The following is a 25,245-nucleotide window of genomic DNA, read 5'->3' on the forward strand; positions in this document are numbered from 1 at the left end:
TGCGGGGAGCCCGTGGCTCGAAGGTGGGCGGAAAGGTCAGTGCGTGAAGTGGTACACCGTTCCGAAGAGAATCGCCGAGAGGCTGAACGCCACACCGATCATCATCGGAGCCCAGGTTCCCTGGGCAGCAATCAAGAAGACGGCGAACGTCGCAAACAGCAAGGTCGCCAGGATTCCGCCGAGGATGATCGATCCACCGCCGTGGTGGTGCACGGCAGTCTGTACATTTCGATGAAATAGAGTAGCCATAACCTCAGGGTAAGCCGAAGAACCGGGAAATACGAGGGAAAGAATCATGAAGGATCCACTGCAGGAAACGGCCGGTGAATGGCGCCAGGTTTTTGGTGCCTTGGCCAACGATGAGACCCGCCGCTACTACGCCCAGCAGGTCCTGGGCCTGGACAGCGACCTGCGGCCCGAACGCGCGGCCAAGGCCAGGGCCAACCTCGCCAACGCGGGGCTTTTGGACCGGGAGGGAGCGGTGGATGACCAGCTGTTCGCGCGCGTCCTGGCCTCAGGTGCACGGAAGGCCCGGAAAGAAGGGGTCGACCGCTTCCTCGACGCCGCCGGACGCATCGATCGCTACCCCAAGAGCCAAGAGGAGCGCCTGGGCTTGCTGCGAGTGGTGGCAGGCAAGGTCATGGGCCACGGGCAGCAGCTCACCGAGGTGGAACTGACCGCCAGGCTGGGGGAGTTCACCGACGACCCGGTGCTGCTGCGCCGCTACCTCGTCGACCACGGCATGCTGCTGCGCCAGCCGGACGGCTCGGTGTATCGCTTGGCCGACGGCTCCGACTAGGAACGGAAATTGTGCCAACCTTCCCCACGGGGTAACTTCATTGTGAACGGTTTCCGGCATTTGCCACCCTCCGTCCCCGCGTTCCAGGAGCCCCATGTCTGACCCCTATGCCCGCCCCGGTGGCGATCCGAACCATGGATCGTGGCCGACCCCCGGCGGGTACCCGGGGCAATACGCCCAGAACCAACGGCCTTATCCGGGGACGTACCCGGGGCAGTATCCTCCCCAGGGCTACTACGGCACCGGCGGCGGCTACCCGCCCCCACGCACGCACGGGATGACGGTCTTCGCGATGGTCGCCGGCATCGTGGCCGCGGTCGTCTCGCTGGTCCCCTTCGTGGGCTTCGTTTCCTTTGTATTGGGCCCCCTGGCGATGGTGCTGGGCATCGTGGGCATCGCCAAGCGGATCAACAGCCGCGGCTTCAGCATCACGGCACTGGTGACAGGAACCTTTGCGTTGCTTGTGTCGATCCTTTACGCGGTGCTGTTCTCCACGATGCTCTCGTACTTCGACAACACCCAAAGCTTTGAATTCACCGCCAACGGGAGCGGGGAATACCAGGTCACGGTGGCCAAGACCGCGGACCCGCCGAAAACCACCCGCCAGCGCGGGCCCTATGCGCAGACGGTGGAGGCCTCCACGCTCTTCGGCGGCATCACGGCCACCAATCCGGACGGCAGCGACGAGTTCGTCAGCTGCCGGATCCACGACACGGCGGGCAACCTGCTGGTGGAGGACTCGCACTCCGGCCCCTATGCGGTGGCCGTATGCGAGCTCAGCGATGTGCTGGTGCGCAAGGTCGAGGACATTGAATTCCCCGACCAGGTCAACGCGCGCGAGCTGGACTGACTATTTCCCGGCGTCCCGATCCCTGCGGGCCTCGATGATCCGGCGGATCGAGAGATCCAGCACGGGGTAGTCGGCGCCGGGACCCAGTGCCAAGAAGCACGGGGCCTCGTGGTCCGGGAGCATGGGCCCGTCATAGCGGAAGCCCAGGTAGCGTCCGCCGGCACGGCGCACCAGCAGTGCGCCGGCGGAGACGTCCCAGGGCTTGGTGTCAAAGCCGATGGTTGCATCGCACCATCCGGCGGCCACGTGGGCCAAGGCCAGGGCTGCAGAGACCTTTCGGCGCACCGTGGCAAAGGACGTGACCCAGGAGCCGAACTCGCGCAGCGCCGAGTCCCCGTCGCGGGCGATTGCCTCGGCCGAGGGGTAGTCGGTCATGATGTTCGCGTGCCGCTGCTCGGGCCGGGCCGAGGGGGCCAGGATGCTCCCGTTGAGGTAGGCATGCGCGGCATCGGCGGTGAACTCCAGGTCGGCGACCGGATCCAGTACGACGGCGGCGAGCAGTTCCCCGTTGCGGGCTGCGGCAATGGAGATGCAGAAGAAGGCAACTCCGTGGGTGAAGTTGCTGGTGCCGTCGATGGGGTCCACGATCCACTGGATGGAACCGGCGCCCGTGCGACCACCCTCTTCGCCCAGCACCCAGGAGTCCGGTTCGGCCGCCAGGAGGTGTTCGCGGATGACCGCCTCGCTGTGCCTGTCGAAGGCCGTGACCAGGTCATGGGCGTTGGTCTTGTTCTCCCGTTCCACCCCGGACCGGAACGCGTCGCGCAGAATCGGTGCGGCCAGCCGCGCGGCGTCCAGCGCGATGGTGCGCAATCGTGCGGCCAGGTCGATCTCGGAGGTGCTGAAGTTTGCGGTGCTCACGATCCACCAGCCTAGCGCCGCTGTGAGAAGCATCAAATTAGTTTGACTAGGCAACTAAATTGCCAATATGGTTGCCTCGGGCAACATTTGCCTTGGTCAACCATATTCTTGAAGGAGCTCGATCCCTTGTCGCGCGGCGAAACACCAACCCTTGAACTGGTCGAAAGCCTCATGGCCCTGCGGCGCACGCTGCGATGCGTTGAGCACGCGGGGGAGACCAGCGGATCCCTGGGGTTTGCCGCCCTGGGCGTGCTGGCCTACATCCAGCGGCACCAGCCCACCCGTGCCACCGACGTCGCCCAATGGATCGGCATCGGCCCCGCCGCGCTGAGCCGCCAGGTCGCCGAACTCGAGGGTGCGGGATTGCTCGTGCGCTCGCCGAGCCCCACCGACGCCCGGGCCCAGCTGATCTCGCTCACCCCCAGGGGCGCCGAAGAGCTCGGCCAGGCCTACACCAGGCGTGCCGGCCTGCTCGCGGAAATGCTCAAGGACTGGGACGAGGCGAAAATCTCAGCCGCCGCAGCCACCGTGAACGAAATCCAGGGCGTGCTTCGCGTCGGCCTGGATGCCCGTGGAGGAAAGACCACCATGGCCCCGCGAGGCCCAGAGGAGAGCCCCAATGTCTGAGCCGCAGTCGGTCGATCTGACGCGGGAGCGCCACGGCGACCAACCTCAGATGAGCCAGAAGGAAGTGCTGCGCTCCATCACCGGCGTCCTGGCCTCCTTCTTCGCCGCCATGCTGGCAACCACCATCGTTGCCATCGCGCTGCCCACCATCATGGATGCCCTGGACGGCACGCAGACCGACTTCAACTGGGTCATCACCGCAGCACTGCTGGCCAACGCCGCCACCACCCCGATCTGGGGCAAGCTCGCCGACCTCTTTGACAAGAAGAAGCTGCTGCAAATCAGCATCGTCATCTTCGTGACCGGATCCATGCTGGCGGGATTTGCCATCAACATCCCCATGCTCATGAGCGCCCGCGTCATCCAGGGCATCGGCATGGGAGGGCTGACCGCCATGGGCATGGCGGTGATCGGCACGGTCATCCCGCCGCGCGAGCGCGGCAAGTACTCCGGCTACTTCGGCGGGGTCATGGCGGCCGCGACGGCCGGCGGGCCGCTGCTGGGCGGCCTGATCGTCGATTCCCCGCTGGGCTGGCGCTGGACCTTCTTCATCGGGATCCCCATCGCCATCATCTCCATGTGGCTGATCCACAAGACCCTGCACATCGCGCACATCCCGCGCAAGGTCTACATCGACTGGGCCGGCGCGGTGCTGGTGACCATTTCGGTTTCCGTGCTGCTCATCTGGGTGTCCTACGTGGGCAAGGAGGGCTTCTACGAGTTCAACTCCTGGCAGACCTACGCGATGGTCGGCGGCTCGCTGGTGCTCATCGCCCTGCTGCTCTGGGTCGAGGGCCGGGTCCCGGAACCGGTGATCCCGCTGCGCATCATCGCCACCCGCACCACCGCCCTGGCGATCCTCGCCTCGATCTCCATCGGCGTGGCGATGTTCGGCTCCGGAGCCTTCCTGGGCCAGTACTTCCAGGTGGCCCGCGAGGCGACCCCCACCCTGGCCGGGGTCATGACCCTGCCGATGATCGCGGGCAACCTCTTTGGTTCGGTCTTTTCCGGCCAGTTGATCTCCCGCTTCGGGCGCTGGAAGATCTTCCTGGTCATCGGCGGCTTCGTCAATGTCGGTGCCCTGGGACTGCTGGGCATGATGGCCCACGACACCAACTACTGGATCCTGGCCACCGGCATGTTCTTCAACGGCCTGGGCATGGGGTTCATGCTGCAGAACCTGGTCCTTGCGGTGCAGAACACCGTCAAGGTCACCGACATCGGCACCGCCAGCTCCTCGGTGGCTTTCTTCCGGGCCGTCGGAGGTGCCGCCGGCGTGGCGGTGCTCGGGGCGATGCTCTCGGACAAGGTCTCGGTGCTGGTGCTCGATGCGTTGAAATCCGCGCACCTGGTCTCGCCGGACGGTTCCACGGGAGTCGCGGCAGGGGGCACCTCGCTGAACCTCACGGAGATGCCGCCGGCGGTGCGCCTCATGTATGAAAACGCGCTCGGCGATGCCACCGGCGTGGTGTTCATGACCTCGGCCATCGTCGCCGTCATCGGGCTGGTGTGCATCCTGTTCATCAAGGAAGTGCCGCTGCGCCGGACCGTGTAAGGATGTTATCGGTGGTTGACGTGGGCAAAGATCGGTCATTTCGGATGAAGTGACCCGGGCTTTGGATAATGCATCCGAGACTCCCGTCACGTACCTTGCGTAGTGTGAGCTGCGTCGTACCGACGGAAGGAACCGCGATGACCAGCACCCCCACGCAAGGCAGCACCGCAGCACCCGCGCTCAAGAAGGTCCTGGGCCGATGGGACACCCTCGCCATCGGCGTCGGCGCCATGATCGGCTTCGGCTGGGTGGTGCTCACCGGAGACTGGATCACCACCGCGGGCCCGCTGGGCGCATCCCTGGCCATGGTCGTCGGCGGCGGAATCATGGCCGTTGTCGGGCTGACCTACGCCGAACTGGTGGCCGCGATGCCGCGGGCCGGCGGCGAGCACAACTACCTGCTGCGCGCCATGGGCGCGCGCTGGTCGTTCGCCGGATCCTGGGCCATCGTGGGCGGCTACATCACCATCGTCGCCTTCGAAGCCGTGGCCCTGCCCAAGACCGCGCTCTATCTCTTCCCCGACCTGAACAAGGTCCACCTCTGGGACATCGCCGGATCCGAGGTCTACCTGACCTGGGCACTGGTCGGCGTCCTAGGCGGGGTGGTCATCACGGCCATCAACATCCGCGGCATCAAGACCGCCGGGGTCGTGCAGACCTTCGTGGTCCTCTTCCTCTTCGCCATCGGCGCCGTCCTGCTCTTCGGGTCCTTCACCGGCGGCTCCACCGCGACCATGGAACCGTTCTTCAACAACGGCGTCGCGGGGTTCTTCGGCGTGATGATCATCGTGCCGTTCATGTTCGTCGGCTTCGACGTGATTCCGCAGTCCGCCGAGGAATGCGACATCGAACCAAGGCGCATCGGAAAGTACGTCGTGATCGCCGTGCTCATCGCCACCGCCTGGTACGTCATGGTCATCCTGGCGACCTCCTCCGGCATGGGGCAGGGGGCGCTGGCCACCTCCGAGCTCGCCACCGCCGATGCCATGGGCGCGCTCTTCGGCTCGGCCATGATGGCCAAGGTGCTGATCGCCGGCGGCATCGCGGGCATCCTGACCTCCTGGAACTCGCTGCTGATGGGCGCCTCCCGCCTGCTCTACGCGATGGCCGCCTCCGGCATGCTGCCGGCCTGGTTCGCCAAGCTGCACCCCAAGTTCCACACCCCGGTCAATGCGCTGCTGTTCATCGGCGGGCTCTCGGTACTGGCCCCGTTCTTCGGTTCGGCTATGCTCGGCTGGCTGGTCGACTCCGGCTCCCCGTCCATCGTGATCGCCTACCTGCTGGTCGGGGTGGCGTTCGTGATCCTGCGCAAGCGCGAACCGATGATGGAGCGCCCGCTGCGCATCGGCGGGAAGGGAAACTTCGGCCAGGCCATCGGCGTCACCTCGGTGATTTTCTGCGCCGGGCTGATCAGCCTCTACCTGCCGGGCATGCCCGCAGCGATCGGGATCCAGCCGTGGCTGCTCTTCGGGGCCTGGTGGTCCCTGGGCGTCGTCTTCCTGCTGCGGGTGCCGCGCGGCATCGAACCGGGCATCAACGCCGAGGAGGAACTACTGGCACGCCTGGCGATGCGCAAGGCCGCCAAAGTGGGGGCAAGCTTCGGGCAGGTCCCGCAGGCCGCCGTGGACAACAACGTGAAGGAATCCGAACGCGCATGAGCAAGATCCGCCCCCTTGAGGGAATCATCGTTGCCGACTTCTCCCGGGTCCTGGCCGGCCCGCTGTGCACCATGACGCTGGCCGACCTCGGGGCCACGGTCATCAAGGTTGAACGCCCCGGCACCGGGGACGACACCCGCAGCTGGGGCCCGCCGTTCTCCGCCACCGGCTCGACCTACTTCGAGTCGGTGAACCGCAACAAGCAGTCGGTCGCCCTGGACCTCGCCGAGTCCGCCGACAGGGAGATGGCCAGGGAACTGGCGCTGCGCGCCGACGTGCTGGTGGAAAACTTCAAGCCCGGCGGCATGGACAAGCTGGGCCTGGGCTATGCGGAACTCTCCGCACGGAACCCCGGACTGGTCTACGCCTCGATCTCCGGCTTCGGTTCCGCCGGGGGAGCCCATCTGCCCGGCTACGACTTCATCGTCCAGGCCCTGGGCGGGCTCATGTCGATCACCGGGGAAGCCGGTGCCGACCCGATGAAGGCCGGGGTCGCGCTGGTGGACGTGCTCACAGCCAAGGACGCAAGCATCGGGGTGCTCGCGGCGCTGGCCGCCCGCAGCTCCTCCGGGCACGGCGCGCACGTGGAGGTCAACCTGCTCTCCAGCCTGCAAGGTGCCCTGGCCAACCAGGGCCAGGCGTACCTGGGGGCGGGCAAGGTCGCCACCCGCATGGGCAACGAGCACCCCTCGATCGTGCCCTACCAGTTGCTGGCGTGCGCCGACGGCTCCGTCGCCGTGGCCTGCGGCAACGATCGCCAATTCGCCAGGCTCTGCGCCGAGATCGGGACCCCCGAGCTCTCCTCAGATGCGCGCTTCGCGACCAACTCGGCCCGCGTGGCCCACCGCGTGGAACTCATTCCGCTGCTCGAGGACGCGCTGGGTGCCGACACCGGCGCCAACTGGCAGTCCCGTTTCACCGGCATCGGGGTGCCGGCCGGGAAGGTGGCCGGGATCGACGAGGGGCTGGCCTACGCACAGTCCCTGGGACTCGAACCTGTCATCGAGGTGCACAATGCCGAAGGCCTGACGGTCGGCAAGCAGGTGCGCCACCCGATCACCTGGACCCCGGAGCTTGATGCGCCCACCGTCGCCCCGCCGCAGCTGGGCGAACACACCGAGAGCATCCGCTTCTGGCTGGAAAGCGCTACCGGCCCCGTTCCCGGGTCACGGGACATGGCGCAGCTGAACCCCTGATTCCTCGCGGCGCATCGCCAGCCACAGGTGCGCGGCGACATCCGGGTCGTCCAGGTCCACGCCCAACAGGCCGGATGCCACCGAGATCCGGTGGCGCAGCGAATTCCGGTGGATGCCCAGGGCCCGTGCCGCATCTTCCCAGGTGCCGCGGGCCCCGAGGTAGGCGTGGACGGTGGCCAGGAGGTCGGCGCGCGGATACTCCGCCAGCGCCCGCACCCAGCCGACGGCCTTCGCGTCCTCGCTGGCGTCCACCGCAACCAGGTGCCCGGCCGGAGCCTGCAGCACGGCTCGGCGCAACACCGCAAGGTTCCCCGGGATCTCGCCCAGGGACACCGGGTCGCCCAATGCCGCGGCCAGCGACCCAAAGGCCTCCGGCTCGGCGGCCCCGGCAATCCCCAGCAGCGCATCTTGCTCCAGGGACTGCCCGCGCCCGTCGACCGGCCTGCTGCCGATCCCGGAGGCAGGAAGCACCAGATAGAGGATCCCGTCCTGCGCGTGGCGCAACGTGCAGGCGTCCACCGCGGCGGCCAAATCGGGCAACCCCGGATCGGCCACCAGCTTTGCCGCTGCCCGCGCCGCCAGCCCGGGATCGTCCCCGTCGGAGAGCCTGATGCCAAGCAGCCGGACCCGTGTGGGCAGCTCGGCCAGTCCCACATCCTCGGCAACCATGTGCGCGGCCTCGGTCTGGCCGTGCAGCAACAGCTTGGTGGTCGCCGCGCCCAGTGCGTTGGTCGTGCCGATGACCACCTCGCGCTGCCGCGCGCGCAGGGCCAGCAGCGTGGAGACCGTCATGATGACCTGCCGGTCGGCGCGGGTCAGCGTGCGCCCCGAACCGATGCACAGAAACCCGTGGATCCGGGTGCCGAGCAGGATCGGGTAGAGCACCACCGGCTGGCCCTGCACCTCGAAGGTGGCGGCCGAGGGCACCCCGGCCTTGTGGAAGCGGATTGATTCGGCGCGCAGCAGCCCCACCAGCGAACCGGCCGAGGCCGGCCATACGGTCTCGGTTCCGGCATCCGCCGGAAGGTACGCGGCCCAGCCACCCAGCGCCTGGGCGAGCCCGCGCACCACGGCATTGGTCGCATCCGGGCGCATCGCGGCCCGGGCCAGCGCGGTCTGCGTGCCCAGCGAATCCATCAAGTTCGCGGTGTTGTCCCGGGCGGACAGGCGCCAATAGGCGCGTGAGACGTGTTGGAACGGCACGCCGTCGGGAACGATCGCCAGCTCGATGCCCGCGGCCTGGCTTGCTGCCAGCACGTGCGCGGGGACCTCAGTGAGCCACGGCCCCAGACCCAGGCCCACGGCCCGCACCTTCCTTTCGCCGAGCCTGGCCATGTAGGCGGCGGAGAGCGCGGCGGACCTGGCAAAGGGCATGCCGGTGGTCAGCAGCAGCTCCCCGCCTTCGAGGTACGGGGTCGGGTCTTCCAGCTCGGAGACGTGGACGCCGGTGACCGGTTTGGCACTGAATTGCACGCCCGGGACGGGCACCAGCTCGGGCCCGAGTTCGGCACCCATCTGCAACAAGGAGATCATGGGTTGAATTATCCAACACGGACGGGTGTCTTGGGTGAATCATCCAATGACGCGTGTCACGCCCTGGCATAACGTGGAACGCATGACCGAAACGCTCCCGGCCCTCGACGCCGCCACCATTCCCCAGTCCCGCCACCTCGCCACCGCCATCCCCGGCCCGCGTTCCATCGCGCTGCACGCCGAACGCGCAGCCCAGGTAACCAACGGCTTCGGGATCGCCCTGCCGGTCTTCGTCACCCGCGCGGACGGCGGCATCATCGAGGACGTCGACGGCAACCGGCTTATCGACTTCGCCTCCGGCATCGCGGTGACCTCGCTGGGCGCCAGCAACAAGCGCGTGGCGCAGCGCGTCGCGGCCCAGCTCGAGGCCTTCACGCACACCTGCTTCATGGTCACCGAATACGAATCCTTCACCCAGGTCTGCAAGTGGCTCAACGAGAACACCCCGGGCGACTTCGAGAAGCGCACCGGCCTGTTCTCCACCGGCGCCGAAGCCGTGGAAAACGCCATCAAGATCGCCCGCGCCGCCACCGGACGGGCGAACGTGCTGGTCTTCGACGAGGCCTACCACGGCCGCTCGCTGCTCACCATGGCCATGACCGCCAAGGTCAATCCATACAAGTTGAACTTCGGCCCGCTGCCGGCAGAGATCATCCGCGCGGCCTCCGCCAACCCGCTGCGCCCCGCCCAGGGCCTGGCCGCCGGCGCCGAGGCCGCGCTGGCCTCGGTCGAAGCCACCATCCTCGAACACGGCGCCGACACCTTCGCCGCCATGGTCATCGAGCCGATCCAGGGCGAGGGCGGCTTCATCGTCCCGGCGCCCGGGTTCATCCCGGGCCTGCGCAAACTCGCCGACAAGTACGGCATCGTGCTGGTCATCGACGAGATCCAGGCCGGCATGGGCCGCACCGGAAACCTTTTCGCCTCCGAGCACGAGGGCGTCGCCGGGGATTTGATCCTCACCGCCAAGGCACTGGCCAACGGCGTCCCGCTCTCCGCGGTCACCGGACGCACCGAACTGATGAACGCACCCCACGCCGGTGGACTGGGCGGCACCTACGCCGGCAACCCGCTGGCCTGCGAGGCCGCACTGGCGGTCTTCGAGCAGTTCGAGGACGGCACCTTGCTGGCCAACGCCCGCCGCATCGAGCAGATCGCCCGCGAAGTCCTCGAGCCCCTGTTGGCTTCAACCGACATTGTTGCCGAGGTTCGCGGCCGCGGGGCCATGCTTGCCATCGAGCTGGCCGATGCCGGGACCCTGGCACCGCGCGCGGATTTGGCCAAGGAAATCTCCGCGGCCTGCCACGCGCAGGGCCTGATCACCCTGACCTGCGGCACCCACGGCAACGTCGTGCGCCTGCTGCCGCCGCTGGTCATCGGCGAAGAGCTGCTGCGCGACGGACTGGACATCCTGACCCGGGCCATCGCCGACGCCGCCAAGTAGCCTGCCCGGCATCCCCGAACCACCCCCACGACTTTCTTTGGAGAACACCATGAGCCTCACCCTGCACGACCACGAAACCCACCAGCTGGACCCGGCCGACCTGATCAACTTCGACGCGCTGCTTTCCGCCGAGGAGCTCGCCCTGCGCGCCAAGGTCCGCACCTTTGTCGACGAGGCCATCAAGCCCAACATCGCCGGTTGGTACGCCGACGCGGTCTTCCCGCTGGAAATCGTCCCGGAGATGGCGAAGCTCGGCCTGCTGGGCATGCACCTGAAGGGCTACGGCTGTGCCGGCGCCACCGCCGTGGAGTACGGCCTGGCCGGCTCCGAGCTGGAGGCCGGGGATTCGGGCCTGCGCACCTTCGTCTCGGTGCAGGGTTCGCTGGCGATGAGCGCGATCTACAAGCACGGCTCCGAGGAGCAAAAGCAGGAATGGCTGCCGAAGATGGCCGCGGGGCAGGCCATCGGCTGCTTCGGGCTGACCGAACCAACCGCCGGCTCGGACCCCTCGGCGATGAAGACCTTCGCCCGCCGTGACGGCGACGACTGGGTCATCAACGGCACCAAGCGCTGGATCGGGTTGGCCAACGTCGCGCAGGTCGCCGTCATCTGGGCACAGACCGACGAGGGCATCCGAGGATTTGTGGTCCCCACGCAGACCGCCGGCTTCAAGGCGACCCCGATCGAGCAGAAGCTCTCGATGCGGGCCTCCATCCAGTGCGAGATCGAACTGACCGACGTGCGCCTGCCCTCCGACGCGGTGCTGCCGAACGTGGTGGGCCTGAAGGGCCCGTTCTCCTGCCTGAACGAGGCCCGCTACGGAATCATCTGGGGCGCCATGGGCGCGGCCCGCGACGCCTTCGAGGACGCCCTGGCCTACTCGCAGCAGCGCCTGCAGTTCGACAAGCCGCTGGCCGGGTACCAGATGACCCAGCAGAAGCTGGTGGACATGGCCCTGGAAATCAACAAGGGCTACCTGCTGGCCCTGCACATCGGGCGCATGAAGGATGCCGGCACCCTGGATTTGCACCAGATCTCGGTGGGCAAGCTGAACAACTGCCGCGAGGCCATCAAGATCGCCCGCGAGGCCCGCACCATCCTGGGCGGCAACGGCATCACCCTTGACTACTCGCCGCTGCGCCATGCCAACAATCTGGAATCGGTGCGCACCTACGAGGGCACTGACGAGGTCCACACCCTGATCCTGGGCAACAAGCTCACCGGCGTCCCGGCCTTCCGCTAAACACCCCCCCACCATCGTTTCGAGAGGAACGCCATGACCGAAACCATGACGCACACCGAGACCGTTGCGCTGCGCCTGCTCATCGACGGGCAATGGATCGACGGCACCGGTGCGGGCCTGGAATCCACCTCGCCCGCGAATCCCGGGCACGTGGTCGCCGCCGGAGGCACCGCCACGGTGGACAACGTGCGCACCGCCATGGTGGCCGCGCGCGCGGCGGCCGCCGAATGGGCCGCAACACCGATGGCCGAACGAGGGGGATACCTGGCCCGTGCCGCGGCGATCATCACGGCCAACGCCGACGCGTGGGGCGGCGAGCTGGCCCGCGAGGAAGGAAAGACCGCAGCGGAGGGCACCGGAGAGGTGCTGCGCTCCGCGCAGATCCTTACCTATTACTCGGCCGAAGGCGACCGGCTGGCCGGGGAGGTCTTCTCCTCCCCGCGCCGCGGCGAAAAGATCCTGGTGACCCGCAAGCCGCTGGGCGTCGTCGGTGTCATCACCCCGTTCAACTTCCCCATCGCGATCCCGGCCTGGAAGATCGCCCCGGCACTGGTCTTCGGCAACACCGTGGTGTGGAAACCCGCCTCCGCGGTGCCGTTGCTGGCCATGCGCCTGGCCCAGGCGCTGGTGGAGGCGGGCCTGCCCGACGGCGTGCTGAACCTCGTCATCGGATCCGGTGCGCTGGGCAACGAGATCGTGAACCACCCGGAGCTTGACGGGCTCACCTTCACCGGATCCACGGGAGTGGGGCGCAAGCTCGCCGCCGCTGCCGCCGGTGCCGGGGTGCCTATCCAGGCCGAGATGGGCGGCAAGAACGCCTCGGTCGTGCTGGAGGATGCCGACCTGGAACTCGCGGTGGAACAGGTGCTCTTCGGGGCCTTCCGCTCCACCGGCCAGAAGTGCACCGCGACCTCGCGGCTGATCCTGCAGGAGGGAATCGCCGACGCATTCCTGGCACGCCTGCGCGAGCGCTTGGGCCAGTGGAAGACCGGGGATCCGACCGATCCGTCGGTGCACATGGGCCCGGTGGTCTCTGCCTCTGCCGCCGAGGAAATCCGCGCGGGGATCGCCACATCGATCGCCCAGGGGGCCGGCATCGCCTTTGAGGGCGATGTCTCGGGCCTGGGAGACGCCTTCGTGGCTCCGACGGTGCTCGAGGTCCCGGATGCGGTCAACGACGCGTGGCGCGAGGAATTCTTCGGACCGGTCCTCGCGGTGCGCCGAGTGGCCACCACCGAGGAAGCCTTTGCGCTGGCCAACGACTCCGAGTACGGCCTCAGCTGTGCGCTGTTCACCCAGGACCTGTCCAAGGCCCTGGCCGCCATGGAATCCATTGACGTGGGAATCCTGCATGTGAACTCCGAATCGGCCGGCGCCGATCCGCATGTGCCCTTCGGCGGGGCCAAGAAGAGCGGCTACGGCCCGAAGGAACAGGGTGGCGCGGCGAAGGAATTCTTCACGCACACCACCACCGTGTACCTGCGCGGGGCCTAGCAATACCCGAGACGGGGCGCCCGCCGTCATCCGGCAAGACCGGATGCGGCCGGCGCCCCGAGCCCTGTCTAGGATAGGCATCGGGCATGGCCGAAAACGTGAGCCAGCGAACAATTGACGAAAATGTGGAGCCAGCAATGAGCGCAGTGACAAGCATCGAGAACATTTCCAGCATCCTGGTCATTGGAGCCGGAACCATGGGACGGCAAATCGCCATGAGTGCGGCGCTGGCAGGATACGCGACCACCATCCAGGACATTTCGGAGGACGGGCTGGCCGCTGCCCGCACCGAGCTCGAGGGCTGGGCAGCCTCGCGGGTGGCCAAGGGCAAGCTGGAACAAAGTGCCGCCACCGCGGCTTTGGACGCACTGGCCTACAGCACCGACCTGGATGCGGCGGCCGCCCACGCCGACTTCGTGATCGAGGCCGCCACCGAGCGCCTGGACATCAAAACGCAGATTTTCGAGAAGCTCGGAGTGCTGGCGCCGGCCCACGCCATTCTGGCCACCAACTCCTCGACCCTGGGTTCCTCCAAGGTTGCCGAGGCCACCGGCCGCCCGGCCCAGGTGTGCAATATGCACTTCTTCAACCCGGCCCTGGTCATGAAATGCGTCGAGGTGGTGCGCCACGGGGAAACCAGCGACGCCACGGTTGAAACCACCATGGAGCTGGCTCGACGGCTGGGCAAGGAGCCGGTGCTGATCAACCGCGAGATCCCCGGCTTCATCGCCAACCGCCTGATGGGCGCGATCCAGCGCGAGGCGCTTTTCCTGGCCGACTCCGGCATCGCCAGCATCGAGGACATCGACACCACTGCGCGCACGGCGCTCGGCCACCCCATGGGTCCCTTCGCGCTGATGGACTTGGTCGGGCTGGACGTCATCGACTTCATCGCCCAGGCCACACACGCGGAAACCGGCGCGGTGCAGGACGCCCCCAATGAGCGCATCGCGGCCCTGGTGGCCGAGGGCAAACTTGGCCGCAAGTCGGGCGCCGGGTTCTACGACTACAAGGGCTAGCCGAGGCCGGCCGGCTCCGGCGCATGGGGACCGAATCAAGACGGATCCGGCTTCCTGTCCCGTAGCCAAGGGGACCATCTAATTGAAGGGCAATCAGCCATCGGCACTGAACCGGATTATGGATGCCATTGAGCCGTACGCAGGTTCTGGCCGCCGCGTTCGGGGTGAAGTCAGCGGGCCTATTTGCTTACCTGGGGTGTTGGAGCGTCCGTGGAATTCACGGGTCGCCTTTTCCTGCACCAAGAATTCATCCGGGTCGTTAGGTTTGCCGTGTGATGCATGGTGTCCCGGGCTTGGCGACCTTCAAGAGTGGCCAGCCAAGGCCGGATTCTGCAAGCTTGCCCCATGGGACGGTGCCGTGCGGCCCTGCCGTCAATCGCCAACTCGGTCATCTTCGTCGCTGGTCCGACCCTTGGCATTGCGTTGACACCCATGCATTTGAGCGTGGACGCTCATGGACTGCGGCAGTGAACGGCTCAAACGGGAAGTGCAACGGGGCCGTTGAACGGTACTGCGGAGCCAGATTATCCGTATCGTGGGAACCGAATACCACGAAAAGCATGACATGGATCACAGTCACTGCTATGGTCAGAGCATGCAAATGGTCGCTATCTACCGGGCATGTTTCTAAATGAGTGGCCAGCGGTACCGGACGCAACGGGATTGCCGATTCACTCATTCAAGGAACAAGGGGAGTCGCGTCTATGAACAACGGGAGAGCCGGTTTGGAATGCGGAAACGCCGACTGAACGCAGCAAGCTTTCAAGAGCACTTTAAGTGTCTTGTGAACCAACCACATTGATGATCTGAAATTATCGGAGGACCTCATGGGTGGAACGATTGCATGGCCGAAAGGGCAGATTGCCCACGGAGCCTAAGCTGGCCTGCATGCAGCGAGCCAGCTGAACCAGATATTGGCTCCTGGCGCTGATACGCAGGCCGCTTTGTTGCGCGCCCATCATCAATCGTTCGTTCACAGCGCTTCCCACACTGGTGGGAAGTAGGAGGAAGCGGCATGACCGCCAAGACAACCCCAGATTCTCAGTGTTTGATTACCGTTAACGGAACGGTGCGGGAATTCACCGGACCAACGCATACCAATGCCCTGGACTTCCTGCGCGGTGAAGGACTTACCTCTTGCAAGGAAGGCTGCGCCGAAGGCGAGTGCGGGGCCTGCTCCATCCTGGTGGCCCGGCCCGACGGCGATGCCGCACGCTGGACCGCAATGAATGCCTGCCTCCTGCCGGCCGCAGCCCTCGACGGGCAGGAAGTGGTTACAGCCGAGGGGCTGGGGGACCGCACCGACCTGCATCCGGTCCAGCAGCAGCTGGCCGAGCGCGGTGGCTCGCAATGCGGCTACTGCACCCCGGGATTCGTCTGCAGCATGGCCGCCGAATACTACCGGCCGGAACGAGCAACCCCCACCGGAACCCTGCCTGAGGACGAGGATGCAAGGGAGCAGCACTGCGGGCCGAACGGCTTTGACCTGCATGCGCTCTCGGGCAACCTGTGCCGGTGCACCGGGTATCGGCCCATCCGCGATGCAGCTTTCGCACTGGGCACGCCGGCCGTCGATGACGCGCTGGCCGCCCGCCGGGACCAGCCGGCACCGACAGTGGTGGCCACCGACCTGTCTCGCCCCGATGCCCCCACGGGCCAGCTCGGGCGCTACCGGCGGCCCGGAACCTTGGAGGAAGCACTGCGGATCCTCTCCGAGGAACCCGAGGTGTTGCCCCTCGCCGGTGGAACCGACTGGGGTGTGGAGGTCAACATCAAGGGGACACGGGCCCGTTCCCTGCTGGCCATCGACCGGCTGGATGAACTGAGGCAACTGGATTTCACCGACACGCACATTGAAATCGGGGCGGCCTGCACGCTCAGTGAACTGGAACGCGGCTTGCAGGGCCGGATCCCGTTGCTGGGCAAGCTCTTTGGCCAATTCGCTTCCCGACTCATCCGCAACAGCGCGACCATCGGCGGGAACCTGGGAACCGGTTCGCCCATCGGCGACACCCCTCCGGCCTTGTTGGCCCTGGAAGCCGAGCTGTTGCTCAGCTCGGCCAGCCGCCAACGGGTGGTGCCATTGGCCGACTACTTCACCGGGTACCGGCAAACGGTCCGCCAGCCCGGCGAGCTGATCACCGCCATCCGCATCCCCCTGCCGCTCTCCGGTTTGACGTCCTTCCAGAAAATCTCCAAGCGCCGCTTCGACGACATTTCCAGCGTGGCCATCGGCTATGCGCTCGCCGTCGAAGACGGCATCATCGGCAAGGCACGGATCGGCTTGGGCGGGGTGGCGGCCACCCCGTTGCGGGCCACCGCCACCGAAAAGATGTTGGAAGGCCGGTCCTGGGAGCTGGAAACCATCCGCGCCGCGGCCCGGGTCATGGGGGACGAGGGAACCCCGATGGATGACCACCGGGCCAGCGCCGACTACCGGCGGGCGATGCTCGCATCCTCGCTGGAGCGGTTCTTCGCCGAACAACTGCACGAGACCAACCTGTTGAAGGGAGAAGGCAAATGAGCCAGTTATCCCAACGTCCAGACCTGCCCATCGTCGGGGAAGCCCATCCGCATGAATCGGCAGTGGGACATGTCACCGGAAGCGCCTTGTACACCGACGACCTGGACCGGCGGATGGTCGGTGTGCTGCACGCCTACCCGGTGCAATCCACCCAGGCACACGCAAGAATCCTGAACCTGGACAGTGACGGGGCCTACCGGGTTCCCGGCGTGGTCCGGGTGATCACTGCAACGGACATCCCCGGGGTCAATGACCAGGGGGCAAAACACGATGAACCAATGCTGCCGGTGGACGAGGTCATGTTCTACGGCCAGGCCGTGGCGTGGGTTCTCGGCGAGGACCTGGAAGCCGCCAAGGCCGGGGCGGCTGCCGTCGAGGTGGACTACGAACCGCTCGACTCGTTGATCACCTTGCAGGACGCAATCGCCGCGCAAAGCTTCCACGGAATCCAGCCGGTGATCGACAAGGGCGACAGCAAAGCCGCATTGAGGGACGCCGCGCACGTTTTTGAAGGGGAATTCGAATTCTCCGGGCAGGAACACTTCTACCTGGAGACCCAGAACTCGCTGGCCTTGGTGGACGAAAGCGGCCAGATGATGATCCATTCCTCCACCCAGCACCCCACCGAAACCCAGGACATCGTCGCCCACATCCTGGGGATCCCCGCACACCAGATCACCGTCCAAGTGATACGCATGGGTGGCGCCTTCGGCGGCAAGGAAATGCAGTCGCACGGCTATGCCGCGGTGGCTGGCCTCGGGGCCCTGCTCACCGGACGGCCGGTGCGGGTGCGGCTGGACCGGACGGTGGATATCACCATGACCGGCAAGCGCCACGGTTTCCATGCCAGCTGGAAAATCGGTTTCGACGACGAAGGCAAGATCCTGGGCCTGGATGCGACCCTGACCGCTGATGGCGGGTGGAGCCTGGATCTGTCCGAGCCGGTGCTGACCCGGGCCATGTGCCACATCGACAATGCCTACTGGATACCCAATATCCGGGTCCACGGCCGAGTTGCCAAATGCCACAAGACCTCGCAGACGGCGTTCCGCGGCTTCGGGGGACCACAGGGCATGCTGGTCATGGAGGACATCCTGGGGCGGGTGGCACCGCAACTCGGGATGAGCGCCCGGGAACTGCGTCGCCGAAACTTCTACGTCCAAGGCCAGGACACCCCCTACCACCAGCCGGTGCGCCACCCCGAACGGATGGAAGCCGCTTGGCAGCAGCTGCTGGACGGTGCGGAGATTGAACGTCGCGAGGCCGAGATTGCCCGGTTCAACAAGGATCACGAGCATGCAAAGCGGGCCTTGGCCCTGACCCCGGTGAAATTCGGGATCTCCTTCAACCTCACCGCGTTCAACCAGGCTGGCGCCCTGGTGCTGGTCTACAAGGACGGTTCGGTGCTGGTGAACCACGGTGGCACCGAAATGGGGCAGGGGCTGCACACCAAGATGCTGCAGGTGGCCGCCACCACGCTCGGAGTCACCCTCGACACCATCCGGATGGCACCGACTCGTACCGACAAGGTCCCCAACACCTCGGCCACGGCAGCCAGTTCGGGCAGCGACCTGAACGGCGGGGCGGTGAAGGATGCCTGCGAACAAATCCGTGATCGGCTCGCCCAGGTAGCCGCGGTCAAGCTGGGCGTTCCCGCCCACGAGATCCGGTTCAGCCGAGGTACGGTCTCCAGCCTCGACGGACGCGAATCCATCAACTGGAAGGATCTCGTCCACGCCGCCTACTTCCAGCGGGTCCAGCTGTCCGCCGCGGGCTTTTACCGGACCGAAGGGCTGCACTGGGACTTGGGCATCATGAGGGGGGAACCATTCAAGTACTTCGCCTATGGGGCGGCGGCCAGTGAAGTGGAGGTCAGCCGTTTCGACGGTTCGTACACCCTGCGCCGGGTGGATGTGGTGCATGACGTGGGAGATTCGCTCTCCCCGCTGATTGACCTGGGGCAGATCGAAGGCGGTTTTGTGCAGGGTGCGGGTTGGCTGACCCTGGAGGACCTGCGCTGGGATACCAGCGACCGGCCCACCAGGGGGCGGCTGGCGACCCAGAGTGCCAGCACCTACAAGATCCCGAGCCTGTCGGAAATGCCCGAAGTCTTCAACGTCTCGCTTCTGGACAAAGCCCATGAAGAGGGCGCGGTCTACGGTTCCAAGGCGGTGGGGGAACCTCCGCTGATGCTGGCCCTGTCCGTGCGGGAAGCCTTGCGCCAAGCGATTGCCGGCTTTGCCCAACCCGGAACCGGTGTGGACCTGGCTTCGCCGGCGACGCCCGAAGCGGTGTTCTGGGCGGTCCAGGCGGCCCGCGAGACCAGCGAATTAGTCAGCCCGCGATCCTCATGACCTGGATTGATACGGTGATGCGGCTTCGATCCCGTCGTGCCCCGGCGGTGTTGATCACCCTGGTTGAAGTGCGCGGGCATGCACCTCGTGAAGCCGGAACCAAGATGGTTGCCACCATTGATGAGCTTTTTGAAACCATCGGTGGCGGCAACCTGGAGATGACCGCGGTGGCACGGGCACGGCAAATGCTCACCGATTCGCAGGACGTGCCCGAAACCATGACCTTGCGGCTGAATGACAAGGCTCCGGCGACCTATGGCCGGCAATGCTGTGGAGGCGAAGTGACGATTTTGCTGGAACCGATGGCAGTGCCCGAAGCAGTGGCGATCTTCGGCGTTGGCCATGTGGGCCTCGAACTTGCCCGCATCCTTTCACGACAAGACATTGAACTGTACTTGAGCGACTCGCGTGCGGAAAACCTGCAGGGCTTGGAAGCGCTTGAACCGTCGGTGGCGCGAATTCATCCGAGACCAGCCGTCATTGGCGAGGAGGTGCTCAGCCGGTTGCCCAGCGGAACGCACGTGCTGATCATGACCCATGATCACGCCGAGGACTTCCATCTGTGCGATGCCGCGTTGCGGCATCCGAATCTTGGCTCGATCGGGCTGATCGGGTCGAACGCCAAATGGCAGCGATTTCGCAAGAACCTTGCGGACAGCGGCCATAAGGCAAATGCCATTGAGAGGATCGACTGCCCCATCGGGGACCCCGAGGTGGTCGGCAAGGACCCGGCCACCATCGCGGTTAGCGTGGCAGCAGACCTGCTCAAACGCATGAACAAGGTCAGCACTGTCAAAGTCTGACCCTCAGCCGTTCGGCCTGGTGGATGTGTGGGCTGTTTACGGCAAAATCCAACTATTTCCATGAGTGGCGCCCAACCGGGGTGCCACCGGGGAATTCGTGCACCCAAAAATGACGAGGAGGTCCTCTGTGCGTGCTGCAGAAGGGCAGGCCATGCGTGGTTCAAGGCCAGAAGACGAAAAATTGCCGATTGGTCGCAGTTTCACCTACGGGTTGCAACACGTGCTGACCATGTATGGAGGAATCATTGCCCCGCCCCTGATCGTTGGCGGTGCCGCGGGACTCACCCCGGCCGAACAAGGCGTGCTGGTGGCCAGCTGCCTGTTTATTGGTGGGCTTGCCACGATCTTGCAGACGATTGGGCTCCCGTTCTTTGGTGCGCAATTGCCCCTCGTCCAAGGAGTTTCCTTTGCCTCGGTGGCCACCTTGGTGGCCATTGTCAACGGCGGTGGTGGCATGCCGGCGGTGTTTGGTGCGGTGCTGGTTGCCTCGGTGATCGGATTCGTTATCGCGCCATTCTTTGCCAGGATAATTCGGTTCTTCCCGCCGGTGGTCACCGGTGTGGTGATCACGATGATCGGCCTGTCACTGACCCCGGTGGCAGCCAATTGGGCCATGGGCGGGGACTCCGAAGCGAAGGACTACGGAAGTCTGGCCAATATCGGCTTGGCGGCAGTGACCTTGCTGGTAGTGCTGCTGCTGTCCAAGGTCGGCTCGGCCGCGATTTCCCGACTTTCGATCCTGTTGGCCATCGTCATTGGCACGGTGATTGCCGCGCTGAGCGGGATGGTGGATTTTTCCATGGTGTTCGAAGGCCCCTTCTTTGCGGTCCCGACCCCGTTTGCCTTCGGCTGGCCGGTCTTCGAGATCGGCGGCATCATCTCCATGACCATCGTGGTGTTGGTGACCTTGACCGAAACCACGGCGGACATGCTGGCTGTCGGTGAAATCACCAAATCCAAGGTGAATTCCAAACGGATTGCCGATGGGTTGCGCGCCGATATGGCTTCCTCGATTGTTGCCCCGATTTTCAACACCTTTACACAGACGGCGTTTGCGCAGAACGTGGGGCTGGTGGCCATTACGGGCATCACCAGTCGGTTTGTGGTGGCTGCCGGTGGCGGCATCCTGGTGGTTCTCGGGTTGCTGCCGGTGTTGGGACGCGTGGTCGCCGCGGTGCCCGCTCCGGTACTGGGTGGAGCGGGAATCGTACTCTTTGGAACCGTCGCAGCCTCGGGCATTCGCACCCTGGCGACAGTCAAGTATGACGGGTTGAACCTGGTGATTGTGGCCGCGTCCATTGCCTTCGGATGCTTGCCGATCGTCAGCCCGACCTTCTACAACAGCTTTCCTGACTGGTTCTCCACCATTTTTGCCTCGGGGATCTCTTCAGGCACGCTCATGGCCGTGGTGCTGAACCTGCTGTTCAACGAAATGAAATTTGGCACACCAGCCAAGGATGCCTCGGTCTTTGCCGCGGCCCCGCCGCGGGTCGTTTGCCAGGACGACATCTGCGCCTTGCTTGACGGCGACCAATATGCCGACGGCAAGCTGATCGACAAGGAAGGGCGCGAAGTTCCTGTGGTCACCCAGGAGGAATATGCCCAGATCGAGACCGGTGACATGGACAGGCCGGTCCCGAGAAAACACGAAGGCGGTGCTGGAGAGTAGATTCATGCCCTGACAGGACCTTGTCGGTCGCTGCCGAGGCTGTCTTGCCCCACCCGCCGGTGACGCAAGACAGCCTCGGCATGACCGGGGCCTGACACTGGACTAGCAGGCGGTTGGCATTTCATGGCCAGAACCTGATTCATGAAGCTGCACGGACGAATCAAGCCTTGCCGGTTGGAGCGCCGAGAACCCCGAAATAACCGCGACCGAAGTACCTAGTCGGCCTCTGGCTGCGCCCCGAGGCGGAAATGGCGCCCCGAGATGTTCCTGACCTCGATCTTCACCCAGGATTCCTTCGGGGTCGGGATCCATGGGGAGACCCCTGAGCTGCGCGCCTCCTCGATCTCCGCGCTGGTTTGCAGCTGGTGCGCGTGTCCGTGGACCACCACCGACCAGGCTTCGTCGGAGAGGATTCCGTCGGCCTCGAAGGCCACGGAATCGTGCACAGTCAGCGCCGCAAGCTTTTCGCCGGGAGCCGTGCGGATGTATATGGTCTTGCCCACCAGGCCGAAGTTGAGAGGGAAGATATCGACGGCGCCGCCCACCGCGGTGGCCAGTCGGCCGTGGGAGGTCCTCTCGAGCAGGCTCCAGGCCTGCTCTTCGGTCAGCATCAGTACGGGTTCATCTGCATCATGGTCAAACATCATGTCTCTATAATTCTACGAATTGTAGAAAAATACCAGAGGTGGCGACGGCCAGGTGAACTTTCCGGCAACGGGACCCAATTCATCCTTTCGATCCACTCCAGGTCCCCGGCTCATGAAAGACTGGGTTTCATGGTCAAGGAAACAGGAGCCGAACGCGCCCGGCACATCGCCGCACGCTTCGAGGACCGCGCCCTGGAACTGCGCGCAGCACGGGCCCACGAGCGCGGCCTGGTGCCCACCGTCCTGCCCTATACCGGCTACGGGCTCTCGGACCCGGCCAACGGCTGGGTCCGCATCTTCGCCCGCCTGGTGCTGGCCAAGCCCGGCGCGTTCGATGCCGGGCGCCACCGCGCCAAGGTCATCGCCGACGGGGTGCGCGGCTGGCGGAACTTCATTTCCCCGATCGTCCCGCACGGGCAGCTCGAAGTGCACATCAACGGCGAACGCTTTGCCGTGCAGGCCGACCGCGGGGGAGTGCTCGATGTCAAGGTCGCCGCCACGCTGGCACCGGGCTGGCACGAGATCACCCTGCACACCGAGGGTTCCGTGGCCGTGGCCGCCCCGGTCATGATGGTCGACGCGGCCGCCGAGTTCGGGTTGCTCTCCGACGTGGACGACACCATCGTGGTTACCGCGCTGCCACGCCCGCTGCTGGCCGCCTGGAATTCCTTCGTCCTGTCCGAGCACGCCCGGCTGGCCACCCCGGGGATGCCGGTGATGATGGAAAAGCTGATGCGCGACAAGCCCGGCGCACCCACCTTCTACCTGTCCACCGGAGCCTGGAACGTCGCCCAGACGCTCACCCGCTTCCTCTCGCGCAACCTCTACCCGCAGGGCCCGCTGCTGCTGACCGACTGGGGACCCACCGACAGGGGCTGGTTCCGGTCGGGCATGCAGCACAAGGCCGACCAGCTGCGCCGGCTGGCCAACGAGTTCCCGGGCCTGAAGTGGCTGCTGATCGGGGACGACGGCCAACACGACCCCTACCTCTACGCCGAATTCGCCAGGCGCTACCCCGACCACGTCGCGGCGATCGTGATCCGCCAGCTGACCCCCTCGGAGGCCGTGCTCGCAGGCGGGCGCAGCCAGGGGATCCTGAACTCCACCCCGGGGGTGCCGTGGGTGTACGAACCCGACGGGGCGCGCATCGCCGAAAAGCTTCAGGCGCTGGGCCTCATCAGCCCCGACGCCGAGCAAGGGCCGGGCCAGTGAACGAACCCAAGCTCCGCGTCGAGGTCCCCATGCGCTGGGGAGACATGGACGCGTACGGCCACATCAACAACGTGAACCTGGTCCGCATGATGGAAGAGGCACGCATCGCCGGCTTCGGCGTGCCCGGCGGCACCGGCAAGCCCGGGATCGAGCCGATGGTCGACCTGTTCTCCGCGGTCCCGGAAAACACCCAGATCCTGGTGGTCGAGCACCGGGTGCGCTACGTCAAGCCGCTGGATTACCGCAACGTCCCGGCGCACGTGGATCTGTGGATCAGCGCCATCAAGGCCGCAAGCTTCGACATCTGCTACGAATTCCACGATCCGGTCGACGGCGGGGTGTGCGTACGCGCCGCCACGACCCTGGCGTTCTTTTCCGTCGAGACCCAGCGGCTGCTGCGGCTTTCCGCGGAAAACAAGGAAGCAATGGCCCGCTTCGGGGCCGAGCCGATCTTCCGCTAGGAACGTTGCAGCTCGGCCGTCAACGCGTCGAAGTCCCGGGCCAGGGCCTCGTCCCGCTCGAAGCTGCACGGTTCAAGCGGCTCGGTGCTGAAGGAGAAGTAACCCAGCCCCGCGCTGCGCCGCGGGTCGGCCGGAAGCGCGAGCGCCTTGTTGTGGAAATTCACCCGGCCCAGCGAGACACCCTCGGGACGGGCGGGGGCAATGCGCAGGAGGTGCGCGATCACCGGAAGGTCGTGGGTGAAGACCTGGTGGTGCGCGCCGCCGGCAAAGACGTGCAGCGTGAGCCCCTGGACGGGGGAAACCATGACCTCCACGTCGGCCGGAACCCACAGGGTGGGTCGGGCCATCAGGGACTCGACCGCCCGCGGATTGGTGCGGTGGCCGGGGTGGAAGGACGTACAGGATCCGGACGGGCATGGCTGGTTGCGCAAGGGATGGCGCCTTTCGTGTGCTCTTGTCCCCGGGGCGGTTGCCGCCAAGGACCGCTTCGTCATCCGAACCACCCGTGAAGCATGGGGTTGGTGTGTCGCCGGGTCGGAGCCCATATCTGGCGCGCATCTCGTGAAGCTGGTTTCATCGTACCAAAACCGGGCTGAAGATTTAGGGTGAAGGTATGAGACTGATCTTGATCCGCCACGGGCAGACCGCCTCGAACGTGGCGCAGGCCCTGGACACCGCAGCCCCCGGGGCGCCCCTGGATGAGACCGGGATTGCGCAGGCGCAGGCGCTGGTGGAGCGGTTGGGTGCCGAAGGGCAGGACGTCAACGCGGTGTATTCCTCGACGTTGCTGCGCGCCACGATGACGGCCGGTCCGTTGGCGCAAGCCCGCGGCCTGGAAGTGGCCGAGCACGCCGGGCTCACCGAGATCTCCGCCGGCGAACTGGAAATGCGCACCGACCGCGACGCCCAATTGGCCTACCGTGACGTGTTCTTCCGCTGGCTCTCGGGCGACCTTTCGGCCCGGGTCCCCGGCGGCGAGGACGCCCGCACCGCCCTGGATCGCTTCGACGCGGTCATCGAAGGGGCCAGGAACGCCGGGACCGGAAAGCTGGTGGTGGTCAGCCACGCGGCCATGCTGGTGACCTGGCTTGCGTCCCGGAGCGCAAACTTCGACTCCAAGCTGCTGGCCCCCGTGCCGTTGGCCAACACCGGTGTAGTGACCCTGGAGAATGCGACGGGATCGAGTTGGAGGCTGCGCAGCTGGCAGGGCCGGCACCTGGACTAACGGCATTTTTTTGGGGACCGGGACCGCTTGTGCAGCGTGCTGGGTCTCGGGCACATGACGCGGGCATTGGC

General features: G+C 65.9%; 22 protein-coding genes and 1 riboswitch. Of the genes, 17 read left to right on the plus strand and 5 right to left on the minus strand.

Going from position 1 to position 25,245, the window contains the following annotated elements; translation table 11 throughout:
• Nucleotides 1-36: 36 nt before the first annotated feature.
• Nucleotides 37-297, minus strand: a complete 261-nt coding sequence (locus FPY90_RS17405; protein WP_139194967.1) for a hypothetical protein — start codon at nucleotides 295-297, stop codon at nucleotides 37-39.
• Between FPY90_RS17405 and FPY90_RS17410 the strand changes: the two genes are divergently transcribed.
• Together FPY90_RS17410 and FPY90_RS17415 are read left to right on the plus strand one after the other, a co-directional pair.
• Nucleotides 296-799 (plus strand): DUF2087 domain-containing protein, encoded by a 504-nt coding sequence (locus tag FPY90_RS17410; protein ID WP_498682402.1) that lies wholly within the window; start codon nucleotides 296-298, stop codon nucleotides 797-799. The genes FPY90_RS17405 and FPY90_RS17410 overlap by 2 nt on opposite strands.
• A 94-nt stretch (nucleotides 800-893) precedes the next feature.
• Nucleotides 894-1,649, plus strand: a complete 756-nt coding sequence (locus tag FPY90_RS17415) for a hypothetical protein (protein ID WP_498682404.1) — start codon at nucleotides 894-896, stop codon at nucleotides 1,647-1,649.
• Here the strand turns inward: FPY90_RS17415 and FPY90_RS17420 are convergent, their stop codons facing one another.
• The gene (locus tag FPY90_RS17420) at nucleotides 1,650-2,510 is read right to left on the minus strand and encodes an inositol monophosphatase family protein (protein WP_071216300.1); all 861 of its coding nucleotides are present in this window, start codon (nucleotides 2,508-2,510) and stop codon (nucleotides 1,650-1,652) included. It abuts the gene before it with no gap.
• Between the two features lie 126 nt (nucleotides 2,511-2,636).
• On the opposite strand from FPY90_RS17420, the gene FPY90_RS17425 reads away from it, so the two are divergent.
• The 4 genes from FPY90_RS17425 (at nucleotide 2,637) to FPY90_RS17440 (ending at nucleotide 7,546) form a co-directional block, all read left to right on the plus strand.
• The gene (locus tag FPY90_RS17425; protein ID WP_498682406.1) at nucleotides 2,637-3,137 is read left to right on the plus strand and encodes a MarR family winged helix-turn-helix transcriptional regulator; all 501 of its coding nucleotides are present in this window, start codon (nucleotides 2,637-2,639) and stop codon (nucleotides 3,135-3,137) included.
• Entirely contained in the window at nucleotides 3,130-4,692 is a 1,563-nt protein-coding gene (locus FPY90_RS17430; RefSeq protein ID WP_071216298.1) for an MFS transporter, read from the plus strand. The genes FPY90_RS17425 and FPY90_RS17430 overlap by 8 nt, the downstream gene beginning before the upstream one ends.
• Nucleotides 4,693-4,829: 137 nt before the next feature.
• Nucleotides 4,830-6,350 carry an APC family permease gene (locus FPY90_RS17435; RefSeq protein WP_498682409.1) on the plus strand — a complete coding sequence of 507 codons (1,521 nt, stop codon included), beginning with the start codon at nucleotides 4,830-4,832 and terminating at the stop codon, nucleotides 6,348-6,350.
• Entirely contained in the window at nucleotides 6,347-7,546 is a 1,200-nt protein-coding gene (locus tag FPY90_RS17440; RefSeq protein ID WP_498682410.1) for a CaiB/BaiF CoA transferase family protein, read from the plus strand. The genes FPY90_RS17435 and FPY90_RS17440 overlap by 4 nt, the downstream gene beginning before the upstream one ends.
• Here FPY90_RS17440 and FPY90_RS17445 read toward each other — a convergent pair.
• Entirely contained in the window at nucleotides 7,517-9,079 is a 1,563-nt protein-coding gene (locus tag FPY90_RS17445; RefSeq protein ID WP_498682412.1) for a PucR family transcriptional regulator, read from the minus strand. The two genes, FPY90_RS17440 and FPY90_RS17445, sit on opposite strands and share 30 nt — an antisense overlap.
• A gap of 82 nt (nucleotides 9,080-9,161) precedes the next feature.
• On the opposite strand from FPY90_RS17445, the gene FPY90_RS17450 reads away from it, so the two are divergent.
• From FPY90_RS17450 to FPY90_RS17485, 8 genes are all read left to right on the plus strand, one after another.
• Nucleotides 9,162-10,523, plus strand: a complete 1,362-nt coding sequence (locus FPY90_RS17450; RefSeq protein ID WP_498682414.1) for an aminotransferase class III-fold pyridoxal phosphate-dependent enzyme — start codon at nucleotides 9,162-9,164, stop codon at nucleotides 10,521-10,523.
• A gap of 49 nt (nucleotides 10,524-10,572) precedes the next feature.
• Nucleotides 10,573-11,766, plus strand: a complete 1,194-nt coding sequence (locus FPY90_RS17455) for an acyl-CoA dehydrogenase family protein (RefSeq protein ID WP_498682417.1) — start codon at nucleotides 10,573-10,575, stop codon at nucleotides 11,764-11,766.
• Nucleotides 11,767-11,799: 33 nt separating this feature from the next.
• Entirely contained in the window at nucleotides 11,800-13,260 is a 1,461-nt protein-coding gene (locus tag FPY90_RS17460; protein ID WP_498682419.1) for an aldehyde dehydrogenase family protein, read from the plus strand.
• A gap of 137 nt (nucleotides 13,261-13,397) precedes the next feature.
• Entirely contained in the window at nucleotides 13,398-14,279 is an 882-nt protein-coding gene (locus tag FPY90_RS17465) for a 3-hydroxyacyl-CoA dehydrogenase family protein (protein WP_498682421.1), read from the plus strand.
• Nucleotides 14,280-15,294: 1,015 nt separating this feature from the next.
• A complete protein-coding gene (locus FPY90_RS17470) occupies nucleotides 15,295-16,803 on the plus strand; it encodes a xanthine dehydrogenase small subunit (RefSeq protein WP_498682423.1) in 1,509 nt (502 codons plus the stop codon).
• Nucleotides 16,800-19,157 carry a xanthine dehydrogenase molybdopterin binding subunit gene (gene xdhB, locus FPY90_RS17475; RefSeq protein WP_498682424.1) on the plus strand — a complete coding sequence of 786 codons (2,358 nt, stop codon included), beginning with the start codon at nucleotides 16,800-16,802 and terminating at the stop codon, nucleotides 19,155-19,157. Before FPY90_RS17470 ends, xdhB begins: the two co-directional genes overlap by 4 nt.
• Entirely contained in the window at nucleotides 19,154-19,960 is an 807-nt protein-coding gene (gene xdhC, locus FPY90_RS17480; RefSeq protein WP_498682426.1) for a xanthine dehydrogenase accessory protein XdhC, read from the plus strand. Before xdhB ends, xdhC begins: the two co-directional genes overlap by 4 nt.
• A gap of 109 nt (nucleotides 19,961-20,069) precedes the next feature.
• The gene (locus FPY90_RS17485; RefSeq protein ID WP_498685609.1) at nucleotides 20,070-21,629 is read left to right on the plus strand and encodes a nucleobase:cation symporter-2 family protein; all 1,560 of its coding nucleotides are present in this window, start codon (nucleotides 20,070-20,072) and stop codon (nucleotides 21,627-21,629) included.
• Nucleotides 21,630-21,844: 215 nt separating this feature from the next.
• On the opposite strand, the gene FPY90_RS17490 is transcribed toward FPY90_RS17485, so the two are convergent.
• Nucleotides 21,845-22,276, minus strand: coding sequence for a pyridoxamine 5'-phosphate oxidase family protein (locus FPY90_RS17490; RefSeq protein WP_498682427.1), 432 nt, complete (start codon nucleotides 22,274-22,276; stop codon nucleotides 21,845-21,847).
• Nucleotides 22,277-22,405: 129 nt separating this feature from the next.
• On the opposite strand from FPY90_RS17490, the gene FPY90_RS17495 reads away from it, so the two are divergent.
• Together FPY90_RS17495 and FPY90_RS17500 are read left to right on the plus strand one after the other, a co-directional pair.
• Nucleotides 22,406-23,488, plus strand: coding sequence for an App1 family protein phosphatidate phosphatase (locus FPY90_RS17495; RefSeq protein ID WP_498682428.1), 1,083 nt, complete (start codon nucleotides 22,406-22,408; stop codon nucleotides 23,486-23,488).
• A gap of 29 nt (nucleotides 23,489-23,517) precedes the next feature.
• Complete coding sequence (locus tag FPY90_RS17500) at nucleotides 23,518-23,949, plus strand: acyl-CoA thioesterase (protein WP_071216090.1); 432 nt, start codon at nucleotides 23,518-23,520, stop codon at nucleotides 23,947-23,949.
• Here FPY90_RS17500 and FPY90_RS17505 read toward each other — a convergent pair.
• Nucleotides 23,946-24,380 carry a hypothetical protein gene (locus FPY90_RS17505; RefSeq protein ID WP_498682429.1) on the minus strand — a complete coding sequence of 145 codons (435 nt, stop codon included), beginning with the start codon at nucleotides 24,378-24,380 and terminating at the stop codon, nucleotides 23,946-23,948. The two genes, FPY90_RS17500 and FPY90_RS17505, sit on opposite strands and share 4 nt — an antisense overlap.
• A 14-nt stretch (nucleotides 24,381-24,394) precedes the next feature.
• Nucleotides 24,395-24,516: riboswitch (SAM riboswitch) on the minus strand.
• A 46-nt stretch (nucleotides 24,517-24,562) separates the two neighbouring features.
• Between FPY90_RS17505 and FPY90_RS17510 the strand changes: the two genes are divergently transcribed.
• Nucleotides 24,563-25,174: a histidine phosphatase family protein gene (locus FPY90_RS17510; RefSeq protein WP_498682432.1), complete on the plus strand. Its 612-nt coding sequence runs from the start codon at nucleotides 24,563-24,565 to the stop codon at nucleotides 25,172-25,174.
• Nucleotides 25,175-25,245 lie beyond the last annotated feature (71 nt).

Source organism: Arthrobacter sp. C2, assembly GCA_024207135.1.
Lineage (GTDB): Bacteria > Actinomycetota > Actinomycetes > Actinomycetales > Micrococcaceae > Paeniglutamicibacter.

Coding starts and splice junctions, on each gene's coding strand:
- FPY90_RS17410 (WP_498682402.1), top strand. CDS start 296: ATGAAGGATCCACTGCAGGAAACGGCCGGTGAATGGCGCCAGGTTTTT.
- FPY90_RS17440 (WP_498682410.1), top strand. CDS start 6,347: ATGAGCAAGATCCGCCCCCTTGAGGGAATCATCGTTGCCGACTTCTCC.
- xdhC (WP_498682426.1), top strand. CDS start 19,154: ATGACCTGGATTGATACGGTGATGCGGCTTCGATCCCGTCGTGCCCCG.
- FPY90_RS17435 (WP_498682409.1), top strand. CDS start 4,830: ATGACCAGCACCCCCACGCAAGGCAGCACCGCAGCACCCGCGCTCAAG.
- FPY90_RS17455 (WP_498682417.1), top strand. CDS start 10,573: ATGAGCCTCACCCTGCACGACCACGAAACCCACCAGCTGGACCCGGCC.
- FPY90_RS17485 (WP_498685609.1), top strand. CDS start 20,070: ATGACGAGGAGGTCCTCTGTGCGTGCTGCAGAAGGGCAGGCCATGCGT.
- FPY90_RS17510 (WP_498682432.1), top strand. CDS start 24,563: ATGAGACTGATCTTGATCCGCCACGGGCAGACCGCCTCGAACGTGGCG.
- FPY90_RS17405 (WP_139194967.1), bottom strand. CDS start 297: ATGATTCTTTCCCTCGTATTTCCCGGTTCTTCGGCTTACCCTGAGGTT.
- FPY90_RS17430 (WP_071216298.1), top strand. CDS start 3,130: ATGTCTGAGCCGCAGTCGGTCGATCTGACGCGGGAGCGCCACGGCGAC.
- FPY90_RS17470 (WP_498682423.1), top strand. CDS start 15,295: ATGACCGCCAAGACAACCCCAGATTCTCAGTGTTTGATTACCGTTAAC.
- xdhB (WP_498682424.1), top strand. CDS start 16,800: ATGAGCCAGTTATCCCAACGTCCAGACCTGCCCATCGTCGGGGAAGCC.
- FPY90_RS17445 (WP_498682412.1), bottom strand. CDS start 9,079: ATGATCTCCTTGTTGCAGATGGGTGCCGAACTCGGGCCCGAGCTGGTG.
- FPY90_RS17490 (WP_498682427.1), bottom strand. CDS start 22,276: ATGATGTTTGACCATGATGCAGATGAACCCGTACTGATGCTGACCGAA.
- FPY90_RS17465 (WP_498682421.1), top strand. CDS start 13,398: ATGAGCGCAGTGACAAGCATCGAGAACATTTCCAGCATCCTGGTCATT.
- FPY90_RS17450 (WP_498682414.1), top strand. CDS start 9,162: ATGACCGAAACGCTCCCGGCCCTCGACGCCGCCACCATTCCCCAGTCC.
- FPY90_RS17500 (WP_071216090.1), top strand. CDS start 23,518: ATGCGCTGGGGAGACATGGACGCGTACGGCCACATCAACAACGTGAAC.
- FPY90_RS17415 (WP_498682404.1), top strand. CDS start 894: ATGTCTGACCCCTATGCCCGCCCCGGTGGCGATCCGAACCATGGATCG.
- FPY90_RS17495 (WP_498682428.1), top strand. CDS start 22,406: ATGGTCAAGGAAACAGGAGCCGAACGCGCCCGGCACATCGCCGCACGC.
- FPY90_RS17460 (WP_498682419.1), top strand. CDS start 11,800: ATGACCGAAACCATGACGCACACCGAGACCGTTGCGCTGCGCCTGCTC.